This is a genomic window from Candidatus Skiveiella danica (assembly GCF_022705245.1).
GTDB classification, from domain to species: domain Bacteria; phylum Pseudomonadota; class Gammaproteobacteria; order Burkholderiales; family Burkholderiaceae_C; genus Skiveiella; species Skiveiella danica.
In genome coordinates this window covers 91,477-108,202 of sequence record NZ_JAKJEW010000013.1, presented here as the reverse complement: position 1 = coordinate 108,202, position 16,726 = coordinate 91,477, and the positions used below count along the sequence as shown (strand labels likewise).

The following is a 16,726-nucleotide window of genomic DNA, read 5'->3' as shown; positions in this document are numbered from 1 at the left end:
TGCGGCTGGGTTACCTCGGAAAGGTCACCGACAAGATCTCCTTGGGCGCCTCCTATTCGCCCAAGGTTTCCATGAGCAAGTTCGACAAGTACTCCGGACTGTTTGCCGAGAGCGGCAAGTTCGACATTCCCGAGAACTACGCGCTGGGCGCCAGCATCAAGGCTACACCCGACCTGTTGATCGCCGTTGACTATCAGCGAATCAACTACGCCGGCGTCCCCTCCGTGGGCAATCCCAGCTCCAACATCGGTGGCTGCATGATGGGCAACTATGCCAATTGCCTTGGCGGCTCCAGTGGCCCTGGCTTCGGATGGAAGAACGTCAATGTGTGGAAGGTTGGCGCCGAATGGCAGGCCACGCCGCAATGGACGCTGCGCGCGGGGGTCAATGTCGGAACCAATCCGGTTCCGTCGGCGGACGTAACCTTCAACATCGTTGCCCCAGGAGTGACCACATCGCACTTCACGCTGGGCGGCACCTATGCGTTCTCTCCGAAATCGGAACTGACCTTCGCCTATATGTATGCGCCCAAGCAGTCCGTGAGTGGCAGTTCCATGTTCAACGCGATGATGGGGCCGGGCGCCGGCGGCACGGAGACCATCTCCATGTCCCAGAACTCGATCGGCGTCCAGTACGCCTGGCGCTGGTAATTCGGTCTCCTGCCCGGAATGGCGATCCGGGCCAACCGATACCCAGGCTGCCGGGATGACCTTGCAGCCCTGTGATGGCGGGCCCGTCCACGACGCGCCCGCCACTTGAAGGACCATCTTCCCGGGACGGATGCTGGTGCGTCTGCGTCCTGACACTGAAACGAGGAAAGCGACATGCAAGCCAATCTGATCTCGGTCATCAACGTCGCGGCCATTGCCGTGATGCTGGTGTGCCTGTACATGGTGTTCACCCTGCGCAGCAAGATTCCTGGCGGCGTGGTGGGCAAACAGTGGCGCCTCCTGACCGTCTTGGTCACGCTGTTCACCGTGGGCTACTTCGTGACGCCCTTTTTCACGATGTTGCCAGCCAATATCATCAACCTGATCGTGGCGCTGATCTTCTTCTTTGGCGCCATCTACGTGTTGATCACCGTGCGCCTGATCTTTCGCATCATCGAAGAACTCACCAGCTGACGCCTCATGAACGGTGCTGTCATCTACGCCAAGACACGCAAAGGCCTCGAAGAGCTGACGCACCGCACGGCCGCAGTGCCACAGAAGGTGCGATCCATCCTGATTCTCGTTGACGGAAAGACACGTTGCTCCGAGTTGCTGCAGAAGTGTTCGTTCATTTCCGAATGCAAGGAGCACCTGGAGTGGCTGGAGCGCAATGGTCTGATCGAAGCCGTCGGAACGACGAATGCGCCCGGCGCCATAGCGTCCGATGCACCACCCATTCCTTCGCAAGCCCCGGTCACCATCTCACCGAAGAAAGCGCTGATCCAACTCGCGCAGGAACTGCTCGGCGCCCATTCAGGTGCCGTGGTGCAACGCCTTCAGGATTCGGGCGATGAGCACGACGCGCTGGTTCAGACGTTGGAGCGCTGCCACAAGCTGATCCGGCTTTCCATCGATGAGAAGAAAGCCGAGCAGTTCCGCCAGCGGGGTTCCGCCTTGCTGGCGCAGGACTGACCCTTGCGACTGGACGGTCTGACGGACCTCAGTTGTAAAGCCTGGCCATCGCTTCCAGCGGTACCGGCTTGATCTTTGAGGCGTGCCCCGCACAGCCAAACGCCTCAAACCGTGTCTTGACGATGGCGCGGGCCGCATTCTTCGCCGCCGTCAGCGCCTTGCGTGGATCAAACTCGCTGGGCTGTTGCGCAAACACCTGGCGCATGGCGCCGGTCATGGCCAGCCGGATGTCGGTATCGATGTTGATCTTGCGCACGCCACTCTGGATGCCGCGCTGGATCTCCTCCACGGGAACGCCATAGGTCTCCTTGATGTCACCACCAAACTGCCGAATGATCGCCAGCCATTCCTGCGGCACGCTGCTCGATCCGTGCATCACGAGATGGGTGCTGGGGATCTGCGCATGGATGGCCGCAATGCGGTCGATGGCCAGGATGTCGCCGGTGGGCTTGCGCGTGAACTTGTAGGCGCCGTGGCTGGTGCCGATGGCAATCGCCAGGGCGTCAACACCGGTCTTCGCCACAAAGTCCTTCGCCTGTACCGGGTCGGTCAGCATCTGGTCGTGGCTGAGCTTGCCTTCGGCACCGATGCCGTCTTCTTCACCCGCGTCGCCGGTTTCCAATGAGCCCAGGCAGCCCAGTTCGCCTTCGACCGAAACGCCGACCGCATGCGACATTTCGCAAACCCGGCGCGTGATGTCCACGTTGTACTCGTAGCTGGCAGGCGTCTTGCCGTCGGTCATCAGCGAGCCGTCCATCATCACGCTGGTGAAGCCCGAGCGGATCGACTGCTGGCACACCGCGGCGGAGGTTCCATGGTCCTGGTGCACCACAACGGGAATGTCGGGATGGCTCTCGACCGCCGCCAGCATCATGTGGCGCAGGTAGGCTTCACCGGCGTATTTGCGGGCGCCGGCCGAGGCCTGAAGGATCACCGGACTGTCGGTTTCCTGCGCCGCTTCCATGATGGCGAGAATCTGCTCCAGGTTGTTGACATTGAACGCTGGCACGCCGTAGCCGTGCTCGGCTGCGTGGTCCAGCACTTGGCGAAGGGAAATCAGGGCCATGAGGTGTCTCCAGAGGAAAAGAAAAGGAAAATATGAATCAAATTGGCATCATCCCAGCGTCAAATGGTCGTATACAGCTACAAAAACCGAAGTCGCCGGATCGTGGGAGCCGCCCTGTGCAAGAGCCTCAGCCCGCCGCGCGCTTCGTGAGAATCTCCAGCGCCGGCAGCGTCTTGCCCTCCAGCACCTCCAGGAAGGCCCCGCCGCCGGTGGAGATGTAGCCCACGTCCTTCTCGATGCCGTACTTGGCGATCGCCGCCAGCGTGTCGCCGCCGCCAGCAATGCTGAAGGCGTCGGATTGGGCAATCGCCTGCGCAATGACCTTGGTGCCGTTCTCGAACGCGGCGAACTCGAACACGCCCACCGGGCCGTTCCAGACAATGGTGCCGGCCTTCTTCAGCTGGGCGGCGAGCCGTTTGGCGGTCTCGGGCCCGATGTCCAGGATCAGGTCGTCATCGGCCACGTCGGTGGCGGCCTTGATTTCGGCTTTCGCGTCGGCCTTGAATTCCTTGGCGGTGACGACGTCGGTCGGGATCGGCACCTCGGCACCGCGCGCCTTCATGGCCTCGATCACGGCCTTGGCTTCACCCACCAGATCGGCCTCGGCCAGGCTCTTGCCGATCTTCAGGCCGGCGGCCAGCATGAAGGTGTTGGCGATGCCGCCGCCGACGATGAGCTGGTCCACATTGGCCGACAGGCTCTTGAGGATGGTGAGCTTGGTGGAGACCTTGGAGCCGGCGACGATGGCCACCAGCGGGCGCTTCGGGTGCGCCAGGGCTTTGGTGATGGCGTCGATCTCGGTGGCCAAGAGCGGGCCGGCGCAGGCAATCGGGGCGAACTGGGCGATGCCGTAGGTGGTGCCTTCGGCGCGGTGCGCGGTGCCGAAGGCGTCGTTGACAAAGATGTCGCACAGGGCGGCCATCTTCTTCGCCAGGTCTTCGTTGTTCTTTTTCTCGCCCTTGTTGACGCGGCAGTTTTCCAGCAGCACGAGCTGACCAGGGGCGACGGTGACGCCATCGACCCAGTTGGCGATCACGGGAACTTCACGGCCCAGCAACTCCCCTAGCCGTTTGGCTACGGGGGCCAGGGAGTCTTCGGGCTTGAAGTCGCCCTCGGTGGGACGGCCCAGGTGGCTGGTGACCATGACGGCGGCGCCGGCGTCCAGCGCCATCTGGATGCAGGGCACGCTGGCGCGGATGCGGGTGTCTTCGGTGATCGCGCCACTGTCGTCCTGCGGGACGTTGAGGTCGGCGCGGATGAAAACGCGTTTGCCGGCCGCAAATCCGCTGGCCACCACGTCGGAGAAACGGAGGACTTTCATGACGGAGGACCTTACGCCGTTCAGCGTGCGCCGGTGGTGGCGACCACGCGCACCATCTCCAGGCACTTGTTGGAGTAGCCCCACTCGTTGTCGTACCAGGCCACGATCTTCACGAAGGTGCCGTCCAGCGCAATGCTGGCGTCGGCGTCGAACACGCTGGTGCAGGTCTCGCCACGGAAGTCGGTGGCCACCACCTTGTCTTCGGTGTAACCCAGCACGCCCTTGAGCGCGCCTTCGCTCTGGGCCTTCATCTCCGCGCAGATGTCCTTTAGCGTCGCTTCGCTGTTCAGTTCGCAGGTCAGGTCGACCACGGACACATCGCTGGTCGGCACGCGGAAAGACATGCCGGTGAGCTTCTTGTTCAGCGACGGAATGACCACGCCCACCGCCTTGGCAGCACCCGTGCTGGAAGGAATGATGTTCTCCAGGATGCCGCGGCCGCCGCGCCAGTCCTTGTTGGACGGGCCGTCCACCGTCTTTTGCGTGGCGGTGGCGGCGTGCACCGTGGTCATGAGGCCGCGCTTGATGCCCCACTTGTCGTGCAGCACTTTGGCCACGGGGGCCAGGCAGTTGGTGGTGCACGAGGCGTTGGAGATGATGGCCTGGCCGGCATAGGTGTTGTCGTTCACGCCATAGACGAACATGGGGGTGTCGTCCTTGGAAGGCGCCGAGAAGATCACTTTCTTCGCACCGGCGGCCAGGTGCTTTTCACCACCGGCCTTGTCCAGGAAGATGCCGGTGGATTCGATCACGATGTCGGCGCCGACCTCGTTCCACTTCAGGTTGGCAGGGTCCTTCTCCTGCGTCAGGCGGATCTTCTTGCCGTTGACGATCAGGGTGTTGCCGTCCACGCTGACGGTGCCCTTGAAGCGACCGTGCACGCTGTCGTATTGCAGCATGTAGGCCAGATAGTCGGGCTCCAGCAGGTCGTTGATGGCGACGACCTCGATGTCTGCGAAGTTCTGAATCGCGCTGCGCAGCACGTTGCGTCCGATACGGCCGAAGCCGTTGATGCCGATCTTGAGGGTCATGACACGTATTCCGAAAAAAGCGAGTTGAAGGAATTCAGGCGGGCGACAGCGATGTCAGCGTTGCCAGCAAAGCGGTGAAGTCGGCGATCACCCGGTCCGGCGCGCAGGCCTCGATCGGCTCGCCCATGTTGTAGCCGTAGGGCAGCACCCACACCGGTACGCCGGCGTTGCGCGCTGTGGCCACGTCGATGGACGAGTCGCCGACGAACAACGTGCGGTCGCGTTCCACCTGAAACTGCGTCAGGCAGCTGTGGATGCCGGCCGGGTCCGGCTTCTTCACAGACAAAGTATCGCCACTGACCACACGGTCGAAAACCGCTGAAAGCTGGTGTGCGTCGAGCACCGTGGTGGTGTAGCGCGATTCCTTGTTGGTCACGACGGCCAGTTTCACGCCCTGGGCGTGCAGGGCTTGCAGCACCTCGCGCACCTGCGGGTAGAGGTGGCTGCGCGTGCCACAGCGGCGCAGGTAGTGCTTGTCGAACTCCGCGGCGATCAGCGCCAGGCTGTCGGACTGGCGCACGGTATCCACCGTGGTGTCACCGGCAAACGCGAGCGCCTGGATCAGCAGGGTGCGCGTGCCGTGGCCGATCCAGTCGTTGACCTGCTGCTGGGAAACTTCGGGCAGGTGAAACTGGCGCAGCGTGTCGTTGACCGCATCGCAGATTTCCGGCGCGGTTTCGATCAGCGTGCCGTCGAGGTCAAACAGCATCAGGTCAAAAGCTCTGGACATGGTCGCGACCCGGTGAAGCGTTTCAGTGCGTGCCCGGCACGATGTGCTCAGGCAAGGGTTGCTCGCCCCGATGCGCTGCGCGGTGTACCAACGTGCGCACCGCCTCCACCACCCGCTCCGGTGTGATGCCGAAGTGCTTGTACAGGTCGCCGGCAGGGGCCGACTCGCCGAAACTGGCGATACCCACCACCACGCCGGTGCGCCCCACGTACTTGCGCCAGAAGTCGGGGTGCGCGGCTTCCACCGCCACGGTCGGCAGGGCCAGCGGCAGGATCATTTCCTGGTAGGCCTCGCTCTGCCGGTCGAACACATTGGTGCAAGGCATGGAGACGACCCGGGTGGCAATGCCCAGCGCGCTCAAAGCCTGGTGCGCTGCCATGGCCAGCGAGGTTTCGGAGCCTGTGGCGACGATCACCGCCTGCGGGTTGGGCTGTTCGGCCAACACATAGCCGCCCTTTCGGATGTTGCCCACCATGGCCACGTCGGTCAGGCGTGGCAGGTTCTGGCGCGAGAGCGCCAGTGCGCTGGGGCCATCGCGCCGCTCCACGGCGCAGGCCCAGGCCACGGCTGTCTCCAGGCCATCTGCCGGGCGCCAGACGTCCAGCCCGGGAATGATGCGCAAAGAAGGCACGTGCTCGACCGACTGATGCGTGGGGCCATCCTCGCCCAGGCCGATGGAGTCGTGTGTGAAGACGTGGATCACGCGCAGCTTCATCAGCGCGGCCATGCGGATGGCATTGCGGCTGTAGTCGCTGAAGGTCAGGAAGGTGCCGCCGTAGGGGATGTAGCCACGGTGCAGCGCGATGCCGTTCATGATGGCGGCCATGCCGAATTCGCGCACGCCGTAACTCAGGTGATTGCCCCAGTGGTCGCGGCCCGCTTTCACGCAGCCCTTGAAATTGGTCAGGTTGGAACTGGTCAGGTCAGCGCTGCCGCCAAAGAACTCAGGGAGCAGCGGCGCCAGCAGGTCCAGCGCGTTCTGGCTGGCCTTGCGGGTGGCGACCGCGTCCGGTTTCGCCGCAATCGTCGCCAGTGCGGCGTCCAGTCCGCTGGCATAACCCTCACTCAGATCGCCCGCCATGCGGCGCTCGAATTCCGCCGCCTCCAGCGGGAACTGTGAGCGATACGCCTCGAATCTCTCACGCCAGGCCCGTTCGGTCGCGACGCCGCGCGCCACTGCGTTCCAGGCGCCCGCGATGTCAGCCGGAATTTCGAACGGCGCTGCCGTCCAGCCCATCGCCTCTCGCGTGGCGGCCACTTCCGCAGCCCCCAGCGCAGCCCCATGCACATCGTGCGTGCCGGCCTTGTTGGGTGAACCCATGCCAATCACCGTCTTGCAGCAGATCAGCGTGGGCTTGCCATCGACATGGCTGGCCTGGGCGCGGGCCTTGTGGATGGCCGCGTCCAGCGCCGCTGCGTCATGGCCGTCCACGGCAGCGATCACGTTCCAGCCGTAGGCCGCAAAGCGGGCCGGCGTGTCGTCGGTGAACCAGCCTTCCACATGGCCGTCGATCGAGATGCCGTTGTCGTCGTAGAACGCGATCAGTTTTGAAAGGCGCAGCGTGCCGGCCAGCGAACACGCCTCGTGGCTGATGCCTTCCATCATGCAGCCGTCGCCCAGGAAGGCGTAGGTGAAGTGGTCGACGATGTCGTAACTCGTGCCGTCTTCCTCGCGGTTGAACTCGGCCGCCAGCAGCTTCTCGGCCAGCGCCATGCCCACTGCGTTGCTGATGCCCTGGCCCAGCGGCCCGGTGGTGGTTTCCACGCCGGGCGTGATGCCGAACTCCGGGTGGCCGGCGGTCTTGCTGTGCAGCTGCCGGAACTTCTTCAGCTCGTCCATGGACAGGTCGTAGCCGGTAAGGTGCAGCAGCGCGTAGATCAGCATCGAGCCGTGGCCGTTGCTCAGCACAAAGCGGTCACGGTCCGGCCAGTGGGGATTGGCCGGGTTGTGCTTGAGGTGGCGGTTCCACAGCACCTCGGCAATGTCGGCCATGCCCATGGGGGCGCCGGGATGGCCTGACTTCGCTTTTTCAACGGCGTCGACCGCCAGAATGCGGATGGCGTTGGCCATCTGGCGGGCAAACTCGGGGGTTGGGTTCTGCATGGTGCGGGTCTCCCTGGTTTCAGGCTGCGAGAGCCCGCTTGCGGCGCTCCATCATCCGCCAGACGAAGGGCGTGAAGATCAGCTGCATGGCGAGCTCCATCTTGCCCCCTGGCACCACGATGGTGTTGGCGCGCGACATGAACGAATCGTTGATCATGTTGCGCAGGTACTGGAAATCGATGCCCTTGGGGTTGGAGAACCGGATCACCACCATGCTCTCGTCGGCGCTCGGAATATCGCGGGCGATGAAGGGATTGGAGGTGTCCACCATCGGCACCCGCTGGAAGTTCACATGCGTGTGCATGAACTGCGGGCAGATGTAGTTCACGTAATCCGGCATGCGGCGCAGGATGGTGTCCGTCACGGCCTCGGTGCTGTAGCCGCGCTGTTTCTTGTCGCGGTAGAGCTTCTGGATCCACTCCAGGTTGATGACCGGCACCACGCCGATCAACAGGTCCGGGTGCTGGGCGATGTTGACCTCGGGCGTAACCACGGCGCCGTGCAGGCCTTCATAGAACAGCAGATCGGTGTTGGCAGGAACGTCTTCCCAGGGCGTGAAGGTACCCGGCTCCTGTTTGTAGGGCGCGGCCTCCTCCATGTCGTGCAGGTACTTGCGACGCTTGCCGGTGCCGGTGGTCGCGTAGTCGCGGAACAGCGTCTCCAGCTCGGGAAACAGGTTGTTCTCGGCTCCGAAATGGCTGAAGTTGTTGTTGCCTGCCTTTTCAGCTTCGGCCGCCTTGAGCTTCATCTCCTTGCGGTCGTACCGGTGGAAGCTGTCGCCTTCGATGATGGCTGCGTTCACGTTTTCTCGGCGGAAGATGTTCTCAAAGGTGCGCGTCACCGAGGTGGTACCCGCGCCCGACGAACCGGTGATCGCGATGATGGGATGGCGTTCTGACATGGTGGGACCCTCGGATAAGTGGTTTTTGAATGAATTTGTGCTTTACCCAGCGTGGAATGGTCGCAATTAGCTACATTTTCAGTAGCATTCAGTCGCGAAACAGGCTGCGCGGGGCAAACAGCGGATTCTCGATCTCGCGCGGCACAGGCTCGGTGTGGTAGCGCTCGATGCGCTCCACCTCGTTCTTCGAACCGAACACCAGGCCGATGCGCTGGTGCAGCGATGTCGGCATCACGCCCAGCATAGGCTGACGGCCGGTGGAGGCGCGCCCGCCGGCCTGCTCGATGATGAAACCGATCGGATTGGCCTCATACAGCAGGCGCAGACGCCCGGGTTTGCTGGGATCCTTGGTGTCGCGGGGGTACATGAAGACACCGCCTCGCATGAGGATGCGGTGCGCCTCGGCCACCATGCTGGCAATCCAGCGCATGTTGAAGTCCTTGCCGCGTGGGCCGGTCTTGCCGGCCAGGCACTCATCCACGTAGCGCTTCACCGGCGGCTCCCAGAAGCGGCTGTTGGAGGCGTTGATGGCGAACTCCTGCGTGTCCGCGGGGATCTGCAGGTTCGGGTGGGTCAACATGAACTGCCCCAGGTTCGGGTCCAGCGTGAAGCCCGCTGCCCCGTTGCCCACGGACAGCACCAGCATGGTGGTAGGTCCGTACAGCGCATAGCCGGCGGCCATCTGTTGCGAACCGGGCTGGAAGAAGTCGGTCTCCACCACATCGCGCCCGCTGTCGATCACGTCCTGGGGAGCCCGCAGGATGCTGAAGATGCTGCCCACCGTCACGTTCACATCGATGTTGCTGGATCCGTCGAGCGGGTCGAACACCAACAGGTACTTGCCCCGCTGCTGGGCCTCAGGGATCTGGTAGGGGTGGTCCATCTCCTCGGACGCCATGCCCGCGAGGTGACCGCCCCACTCCGTCATCTGGGTGAAGTACTCGTTGCTGATCACGTCGAGCCGTTTCTGTTCTTCTCCCTGTACGTTGACGTTGGTGGTCACCTCCGGCTCGGCATGACCGAGCACACTGGAAAGTTCGCCAAAGGCCACCGATCGCGCGATGGCCTTGCAGGCCAGGGCCACGTCGAGCAGCAAGGCATTGAAATCGCCGCTGGCGCCGGGAAAGCGGCGACGCTGTTCGATGAGGTACTGCGTGAGGGTGAAACGGCGGCGCGTGGTCATGGTGGTTTGCTCTCGGAAAGGTTCAAGGATTCAGCGCAACGCGGACGCAGTGGGCGCAACGTCAGTGGCGGCAGCCTTGATCAGCTGTTGCATCACGGTGCGGTAGCCGCGATCGGCATCGGGCGCGCCAAACACCGCGCTGCCGGCCACACAGGTGTCGGCCCCCGCCTGCACAATTTCGCGGATGTTGTCGGTCTTGACCCCGCCATCCACCTCCAGCCAGATCGGCTGGCCACCGGCTTCTTCATGCGCCCGGATACGGGCGCGCGCTTCGCGCAGCTTGGGCAGCGTGGAAGGGATGAATTTCTGCCCGCCAAAGCCCGGATTCACGCTCATCAGCAGCACGATGTCGAGACGGTCCATCACGTGATCCATCCAGTCCAGGGGTGTCGCCGGGTTCAGCACGATGCCGGCCTTGCAGCCGTGGTCGCGGATCAGTTGCAAGGTTCGGTCAACGTGACGGCTGGCCTCGGGGTGGAAGGTGATGATGTTGGCGCCGGCCTTGGCAAACAGCGGGATCAGCGCATCCACCGGCTCCACCATCAGGTGCACGTCGATTGGAATCTGAACATGCGGGCGGATCGCCTCGCACACCAGCGGGCCGATGGTGAGGTTGGGAACGTAGTGGTTGTCCATCACGTCGAAGTGCACGAGCGCGGCGCCCGCCGCCTCGATGGCGCGGACTTCCTCGCCCAAGCGGGCGAAGTCCGCGGACAGGATGGAGGGGGCGATGCGCACGGTAGGTGGGGTCATGGAGTTCTCCGGATGGAATCAGGCGCGCAGCAACGCCTTCCCTGCATTGGCTTCAGCATGCCACGCACGCAGGTGGGCCACATTGACATAGCGCAGCGACGGCAGCACCCGCAGCGCGCTTTTGAAGTCGTGATGCGCGGTAAATGCGTTCGGCGTGATGATCGTCGCCAGAGACGCCGCCAGCGCGGCCTGCAGCCCGTTGGCCGAGTCTTCCAGCGCAAGGCAAGCCCGTGCGGGCAGTTCGAGCCGATTCAGGGTCTGCAGATAAACCTGTGGATGGGGCTTCTTGATAGGCGCGGTGGAAGCATCCTCGACCACGGTGAAATACTGTCGCCAGTCCGGGCCAATGGCTGTTCGCAGCAGAGCGGTGATGTTGACCGGTGAGGTGGTCGTGGCAATCGCCAGGCGCAGGCCATCGGTGAAAGCAGCCTCGATCAGCTTGAGCACGCCCGGGCGCAATGCCACGGCGCCGTCCTGAACGGCCTGCTCGTAGGCGGCCGTCTTGAGCTCGTGTATCTGGTTGATGGTGTCCTGCACCGCCTGGCCATCCAGCGCCCGGATGTCGGGGTGCGCCTGCATCCAGTAATGACGGATGCGCTCCTTGCCGCCCGAGATGTTGAGAAGTTCGAGGTACAGCGCCTCGTCCCATTGCCAGTCCATGCCCAGTTCGGCAAAAGCATGGTTGAAAGCTGCCCGGTGCGCGCTTTCGGTGTCGGCCAGAGTGCCGTCGACATCGAAAATGAGGGCTTGAAGGGCGGGTGAGGACATTGGCTTCTTTCCGACGAGGTGGGTGCGGCTGGATATATCAGTGAAAGTGGATTTACTTTACCCCCATGAACCCATAAACTCCAATCACGTTTATTGAATATTTCATCAGAATAATTTGATGAATAAGGAGTTGTGCCATGCGTCCCTATACGCTGAAACAGATCCAGACCTTCCTTGAAGTGGCGCGCCAGGGCTCGGTGTCGAAAGCGGCCGAGCGGCTGTTTGTCACCCAGCCGGCGGTATCCATGCAGATCCGCCAGCTGGAAGACGCATTCGGACTGCCTCTGGTCGAACCCGTGGGCCGCAACATCCGCCTGACCCACGCGGGCGAGGCTTTCCGCACGCACGCGATAGCCGCCATGGGCCAGTTCAAGGACCTCGAAGCCCTGATGGCCGATCATGTGGGCCTCAAACGGGGGCGCATCGACCTGGCCGTGGTCAGCACCGCAAAGTACTTCATCCCCATGCTGCTGGTGCGTTTTGGGAAGCAGTTCCAGGGTATCGACATCCAGCTCAAGATCGACAACCGTGAGAATATCCTCGGCCTGCTGGCGCGCAACGAAGCGGACCTGGTGGTGATGGGCCGCGCCCCTGCTGACATGGACTGCGTGGCGACGCCTTTTGCCACCAACCCCCAGGCCGTACTGGCTACGCCCGATCATGCGCTGGCGCGGCGCAAGAAATTGCCGTTCTCGGCGCTGGCCGACCACGGCTTCGTGGTGCGCGAGGAAGGCTCAGGCACACGAGCGGCGATGGAACGGCTGTTTGCCGATAACAAGACGCCGCTGAAGGTCGTGATGGAAATGCCCAGCAACGAGACCATCAAACAGGCCGTGATGGCCGGTATGGGTCTGAGCTTTCTTTCGCTTCGCACAGTGCGTCACGAACTGGCCAGCGGCCATATCGCGCTGGTGGACATTGTGGGCCTGCCGGTCATGGGCCACTGGTATGTGACCCACCTGAGCCAGAAGAAGCTCTCCCCGGCCGCCCGCGCCTTCAAGGAGTTCCTGATCGAGCAAGGGGGTGCGCTGATGGACTCCTGGAGCTGATTTTCAGGAAAAAAGACCTGTGTCCCGTCGTCGGATGGTCATTATTTGCTACAAATTCAGGACTCAATGAGGACGGCCTGCCGATCGGCCAGGGTAACGCGAACCCGCCCGACGGTGCGCCGATCTCCCGTGCGTCTTGAAGCCTCAGCCCTGCCCGGCTTTGCTGTGATCCAGCGCAAACTCCTCTTCCGGCGACAGGATCAGGCGATGGCGACCGACCAGGGCGAAATAGAGGACGCCGATGGCAAACCAGAGGGCGACCCACAGCACGCCTTCGCGGTACACCGGATCGGTCAGCTGGAAATACAAGGTCACAGCTGCGATCAGCACCGTCAGGCCTGCGCCGACGGTACCGAACGGGCTCCGGTAGGGCCGATGCAACCTGGGGAAGTTCCGGCGAAGTTGGATGAAGGCGATCGCCTGCATGATGTACGAGAACATGGCGCCAAAAACGGCCATGTTCAGCAGGTTGCCACCGATGACGGCGGCCCCCTTGTCCGCCCCCAGGCTGAACCACAGTGCCAGCATGACCGCCAGTGCCAGCACCGAACCGGCCGTCATGGCCAGGTGTGGCGTCTTGCGCCGGCCATGGGTGACGGAGAGCACGGTCGGGAAATACCCGGCGCGGCTGAGCGAATAGATCTGGCGACCCTCGGCAAAGATGATGGTGTGAAAACTGGCAACAAGGCCCAGCACGGCAACGGTCGCCAAAGTCTTGGCAATGCCTTCACCATAAATGGCCTTGAGGCCATCCAGCAAAGGTTCCCCGGAGGTGGCCAGTTTGTGGGAGCCGATGCCGGCCACGGATGGGTTCAGCCAAAGGATCATGAAGGCGGAAATGATCAGCGTGAAGATGCCCGCCAGAATGCCGCGTGGCATGTCACGCGCAGGGTCGACGGACTCCTCTGCGGCCAACGGCAACTGCTCGATCGCCAGGAACAGCCAGACAGCAAAAGGCAGGCAGGCCAGAACACCCATGAAACCCTTGGGCAGAAAGGGTCCCTTCCCTTCAGGCAAGGCCACGCCTTCCGCGCCCACATTCATGGCCCACCGGGTGAAGTCGATGGCGGGCAGCGCGCTGAACCAGAACACCACCAGGCACGCCAGTGCCAGCAGGGTCACGATCAACGTCACCTTGAACGAGAGTTCAACGCCAACGATGTTCAGGCCCACGAACAGGATGTAGAACCCTATCCACCACAACGGCAACATCGCGGTCGAGGTGCCGAAGATGCTCGACATGTAGCTGCTGATGAAATAAACGATGACGGCGGGCGTCAACACGTACTCGACATTTTCGGCCAGGCCGGTCAGGAATCCGCCCCACGGCCCCATCGCCGTTCGGGCGAAGGAATAGGCCCCGCCCGTATGCGGCAGCGCCGGTGACATTTCCGCCAGCGAAAAGGTCAGGCCCAGGTACATGATCGCGATCACCACGGTCGCCAGAAACATGCTGCCCCAGCCATTCGCCAGGCCCAGATTCCATCCTGAAAAATGCCCGGAGATCACGGCGCCGACACCCAACGCCCACAGCGACCAGACGCCTGCGTATCGGCGCAGGCCCCGTTTCTCGAAATAGGTCGAGTCCACCTGGGTGTAGTTGAAGCCGGATGAAACGCTCACGATGCCCCCTTGGACGTGTTCCGGGCCATGGCGCCGGTATCGGTTGTTGGACGGGCCGGCCGCGCGGCCCCCTGGATCAAGGGGCGTCCCTATCAACCGGATTCAACGCCGCAGTCTAAGGGCTTTTCTCGCGCAGCCACATTCGGGCGCCACCCAATTCATCAGCAATTTCTGATTAACTGAAAACTTAATTTGAATTTTTTTTATGAATCCAGACGCCTACAGTCCGTTCTATTGTCAGACCTAACCGGAGATTTCCCATGGACCAATCCAACCGCTACGCCGACCTGAGCCTGAAGGAACAAGACCTGATCAGCGGCGGCCGCCACATCCTCGTGGCCTACAAGATGAAGCCCAAGGCGGGCCACGGCTACCTGGAGGCCGCCGCGCACTTTGCGGCCGAATCCTCCACCGGCACCAACGTCGAGGTGTCCACCACCGACGAGTTCACCAAAGGCGTGGACGCGCTGGTGTACCTGATCGACGAGGCGACGGAGGAGATGCGCATTGCCTATCCGCTGGACCTGTTCGACCGCAACATCACCGACGGGCGCATGATGATCGTGTCGTTCCTGACGCTGGTGATCGGCAACAACCAGGGCATGGGCGACATCGAGCACGCCAAGATCTACGACTTCTACATGCCGCCGCGCGCGATCCAGCTGTTCGACGGCCCGAGCAAGGACATCTCCGACCTGTGGCGCATCCTGGGCCGCCCGGTAAAGGATGGCGGCTACATTGCCGGCACCATCATCAAGCCCAAGCTGGGCCTGCGCCCCGAGCCTTTTGCCAAGGCCGCTTACCAGTTCTGGCTGGGCGGCGACTTCATCAAGAACGACGAGCCCCAAGGCAACCAGACCTTTGCGCCCATGGCCAAAACCATCCCGCTGGTCTACGACGCGATGAAGCGCGCCATGGACGAGACCGGCGAGGCCAAGCTGTTCTCGGCCAACATCACCGCCGACGACCACTACGAGATGCTGGCTCGCGGCGAATTCATCCTGCGCACCTTCGGACCGGACGCCGACAAGGTGGCCTTCCTGGTGGACGGCTACGTGGGCGGCCCCGGCATGATCACCACCGCCCGGCGCCACTTTGCCAATCAGTACCTGCACTACCACCGCGCCGGCCACGGGGCGGTGACCAGCCCCAGCTCCAAGCGCGGCTACGACGCCTACGTGCTGGCCAAGATGAGCCGGCTGCAGGGCGCCTCCGGCATCCACGTGGGCACCATGGGCTTCGGCAAGATGGAAGGCACGAACGACGACCGCGCGATTGCCTACATCATCGAGCGCGACAGCTACACCGGCCCGGCCTACCATCAGGAATGGTTCGGCATGAAGCCAACCACGCCGATCATCTCGGGCGGCATGAACGCGCTGCGCCTGCCGGGCTTCTTCGAAAACCTGGGCCACGGCAACGTGATCAACACCGCGGGTGGTGGCAGCTACGGCCATATCGACAGCCCTGCGGCCGGCGCCACCTCGCTGCGCCAGGCTTATGACTGCTGGAAAGCCGGTGCCGACCCCATCGAATGGGCGAAAGAGCACAAGGAATTTGCCCGCGCCTTCGAGTCTTTCCCGAAGGACGCCGACGCGCTGTTCCCCGGCTGGCGCGACAAGCTCGGCACGCACCGCTGATCTAGCCCGGAGGCTGGGCGCAAGAGCGTTTCGCTCCGTGTCCCCCGGCCTGCGGCCTCCTCCTTTACCTGCGCAAAACGTTCTGCCGCCCAGCCTCCTAGCCCTGCTGGACAACACCCATAGTGAGCCCATCATGACTGCTTTGAACGCCCCCGGCATTGCGCCGTTCTACCAGGCCCAAGGCAACGAGGTGGCCTTGTACGAGGCCGCCTATGCGGCGCGCCTGCCGGTGATGGTCAAGGGGCCGACCGGTTGCGGCAAGTCGCGCTTCATCGAGTTCATGGCCTGGAAGCTGGGCCGCCCGCTGATCACCGTGGCCTGCAACGAGGACATGACGGCCAGCGACCTGGTGGGCCGCTACCTGCTCGACGCCGGCGGCACGCGCTGGCAGGACGGGCCGCTGACCGTGGCGGCGCGCACCGGGGCCATCTGCTACCTCGATGAAATCGTCGAGGCGCGCCAGGACACCACGGTGGTGATCCACCCGCTGACCGACCATCGCCGCCAGATGCCCTTGGACAAAAAGGGCGAGACGGTCCAGGCGCACCCGGACTTTCAGCTCGTGATCTCGTACAACCCAGGCTACCAGAGCCTGATGAAGGACCTCAAGCCCTCGACCAAGCAGCGCTTCGCGGCGTTTGAGTTTGACTACCCCGCCGCCGAACTGGAGGCGCAGATCGTCAGCCAGGAAACCGGGCTGGATGCGGCGCGGGCCGCGCAACTGGTGCAGATCGCCGCCGCCGCGCGCTCGCTCAAGGGCCATGGCCTGACCGAGGGCATCTCCACCCGCCTGCTGGTCTACGCCGCCCAGTTGATCCGCCATGGCGTGGCACCGGCCGAGGCCTGCCGAATGGCGATGGTGCGTCCGATCACCGACGACGCGGACATCCGCGACACGCTCGATCACACGATCGACGCGGTGCTGGCTTGAGGCA

At 63.2% G+C, this 16,726-nt stretch carries 16 protein-coding genes; 6 read left to right on the top strand and 10 right to left on the bottom strand.

Going from position 1 to position 16,726, the window contains the following annotated elements; genetic code table 11:
• From ACMUOY_RS09590 to ACMUOY_RS09580, 3 genes are all read left to right on the top strand, one after another.
• The coding region (locus ACMUOY_RS09590) for an OmpP1/FadL family transporter (RefSeq protein WP_413892491.1) at window positions 1–650 on the top strand (650 nt) is incomplete at its 5' end.
• A gap of 174 nt (window positions 651–824) precedes the next feature.
• Window positions 825–1,124, top strand: a complete 300-nt coding sequence (locus tag ACMUOY_RS09585; protein ID WP_413892490.1) for a hypothetical protein — start codon at window positions 825–827, stop codon at window positions 1,122–1,124.
• A gap of 6 nt (window positions 1,125–1,130) precedes the next feature.
• Complete coding sequence (locus ACMUOY_RS09580) at window positions 1,131–1,622, top strand: hypothetical protein (RefSeq protein WP_413892489.1); 492 nt, start codon at window positions 1,131–1,133, stop codon at window positions 1,620–1,622.
• A gap of 28 nt (window positions 1,623–1,650) precedes the next feature.
• Here the strand turns inward: ACMUOY_RS09580 and fba are convergent, their stop codons facing one another.
• From fba to ACMUOY_RS09535, 9 genes are all read right to left on the bottom strand, one after another.
• Window positions 1,651–2,688 carry a class II fructose-bisphosphate aldolase gene (fba, locus tag ACMUOY_RS09575; protein ID WP_413892488.1) on the bottom strand — a complete coding sequence of 346 codons (1,038 nt, stop codon included), beginning with the start codon at window positions 2,686–2,688 and terminating at the stop codon, window positions 1,651–1,653.
• 127 nt (window positions 2,689–2,815) lie between these two features.
• Window positions 2,816–4,009, bottom strand: coding sequence for a phosphoglycerate kinase (locus tag ACMUOY_RS09570; protein WP_413892487.1), 1,194 nt, complete (start codon window positions 4,007–4,009; stop codon window positions 2,816–2,818).
• Between the two features lie 20 nt (window positions 4,010–4,029).
• Window positions 4,030–5,040: a type I glyceraldehyde-3-phosphate dehydrogenase gene (gene gap, locus ACMUOY_RS09565; protein WP_413892486.1), complete on the bottom strand. Its 1,011-nt coding sequence runs from the start codon at window positions 5,038–5,040 to the stop codon at window positions 4,030–4,032.
• A gap of 34 nt (window positions 5,041–5,074) precedes the next feature.
• Window positions 5,075–5,770, bottom strand: a complete 696-nt coding sequence (locus tag ACMUOY_RS09560; RefSeq protein WP_413892485.1) for an HAD-IA family hydrolase — start codon at window positions 5,768–5,770, stop codon at window positions 5,075–5,077.
• A gap of 22 nt (window positions 5,771–5,792) precedes the next feature.
• The gene (tkt, locus tag ACMUOY_RS09555) at window positions 5,793–7,874 is read right to left on the bottom strand and encodes a transketolase (RefSeq protein WP_413892484.1); all 2,082 of its coding nucleotides are present in this window, start codon (window positions 7,872–7,874) and stop codon (window positions 5,793–5,795) included.
• A 19-nt stretch (window positions 7,875–7,893) separates the two neighbouring features.
• Entirely contained in the window at window positions 7,894–8,775 is an 882-nt protein-coding gene (locus ACMUOY_RS09550) for a phosphoribulokinase (protein ID WP_413892483.1), read from the bottom strand.
• 88 nt (window positions 8,776–8,863) lie between these two features.
• Entirely contained in the window at window positions 8,864–9,958 is a 1,095-nt protein-coding gene (locus tag ACMUOY_RS09545) for a class 1 fructose-bisphosphatase (RefSeq protein WP_413892482.1), read from the bottom strand.
• Window positions 9,959–9,988: 30 nt separating this feature from the next.
• Window positions 9,989–10,711 carry a ribulose-phosphate 3-epimerase gene (gene rpe / locus ACMUOY_RS09540; protein ID WP_413892481.1) on the bottom strand — a complete coding sequence of 241 codons (723 nt, stop codon included), beginning with the start codon at window positions 10,709–10,711 and terminating at the stop codon, window positions 9,989–9,991.
• Between the two features lie 18 nt (window positions 10,712–10,729).
• The gene (locus ACMUOY_RS09535; RefSeq protein ID WP_413892480.1) at window positions 10,730–11,479 is read right to left on the bottom strand and encodes an HAD-IA family hydrolase; all 750 of its coding nucleotides are present in this window, start codon (window positions 11,477–11,479) and stop codon (window positions 10,730–10,732) included.
• Between the two features lie 137 nt (window positions 11,480–11,616).
• Here ACMUOY_RS09535 and ACMUOY_RS09530 point away from each other — a divergent pair, with 137 nt between their 5' ends.
• A complete protein-coding gene (locus tag ACMUOY_RS09530) occupies window positions 11,617–12,528 on the top strand; it encodes a LysR family transcriptional regulator (RefSeq protein WP_413892479.1) in 912 nt (303 codons plus the stop codon).
• Between the two features lie 144 nt (window positions 12,529–12,672).
• Here ACMUOY_RS09530 and ACMUOY_RS09525 read toward each other — a convergent pair whose 3' ends face one another.
• Window positions 12,673–14,151, bottom strand: a complete 1,479-nt coding sequence (locus ACMUOY_RS09525; protein ID WP_413892478.1) for an amino acid permease — start codon at window positions 14,149–14,151, stop codon at window positions 12,673–12,675.
• A gap of 260 nt (window positions 14,152–14,411) precedes the next feature.
• On the opposite strand from ACMUOY_RS09525, the gene ACMUOY_RS09520 reads away from it, so the two are divergent.
• Together ACMUOY_RS09520 and ACMUOY_RS09515 are read left to right on the top strand one after the other, a co-directional pair.
• The gene (locus ACMUOY_RS09520) at window positions 14,412–15,791 is read left to right on the top strand and encodes a ribulose-bisphosphate carboxylase (RefSeq protein WP_413892477.1); all 1,380 of its coding nucleotides are present in this window, start codon (window positions 14,412–14,414) and stop codon (window positions 15,789–15,791) included.
• Window positions 15,792–15,924: 133 nt separating this feature from the next.
• Window positions 15,925–16,722, top strand: coding sequence for a CbbQ/NirQ/NorQ/GpvN family protein (locus ACMUOY_RS09515; RefSeq protein WP_413892476.1), 798 nt, complete (start codon window positions 15,925–15,927; stop codon window positions 16,720–16,722).
• Window positions 16,723–16,726 lie beyond the last annotated feature (4 nt).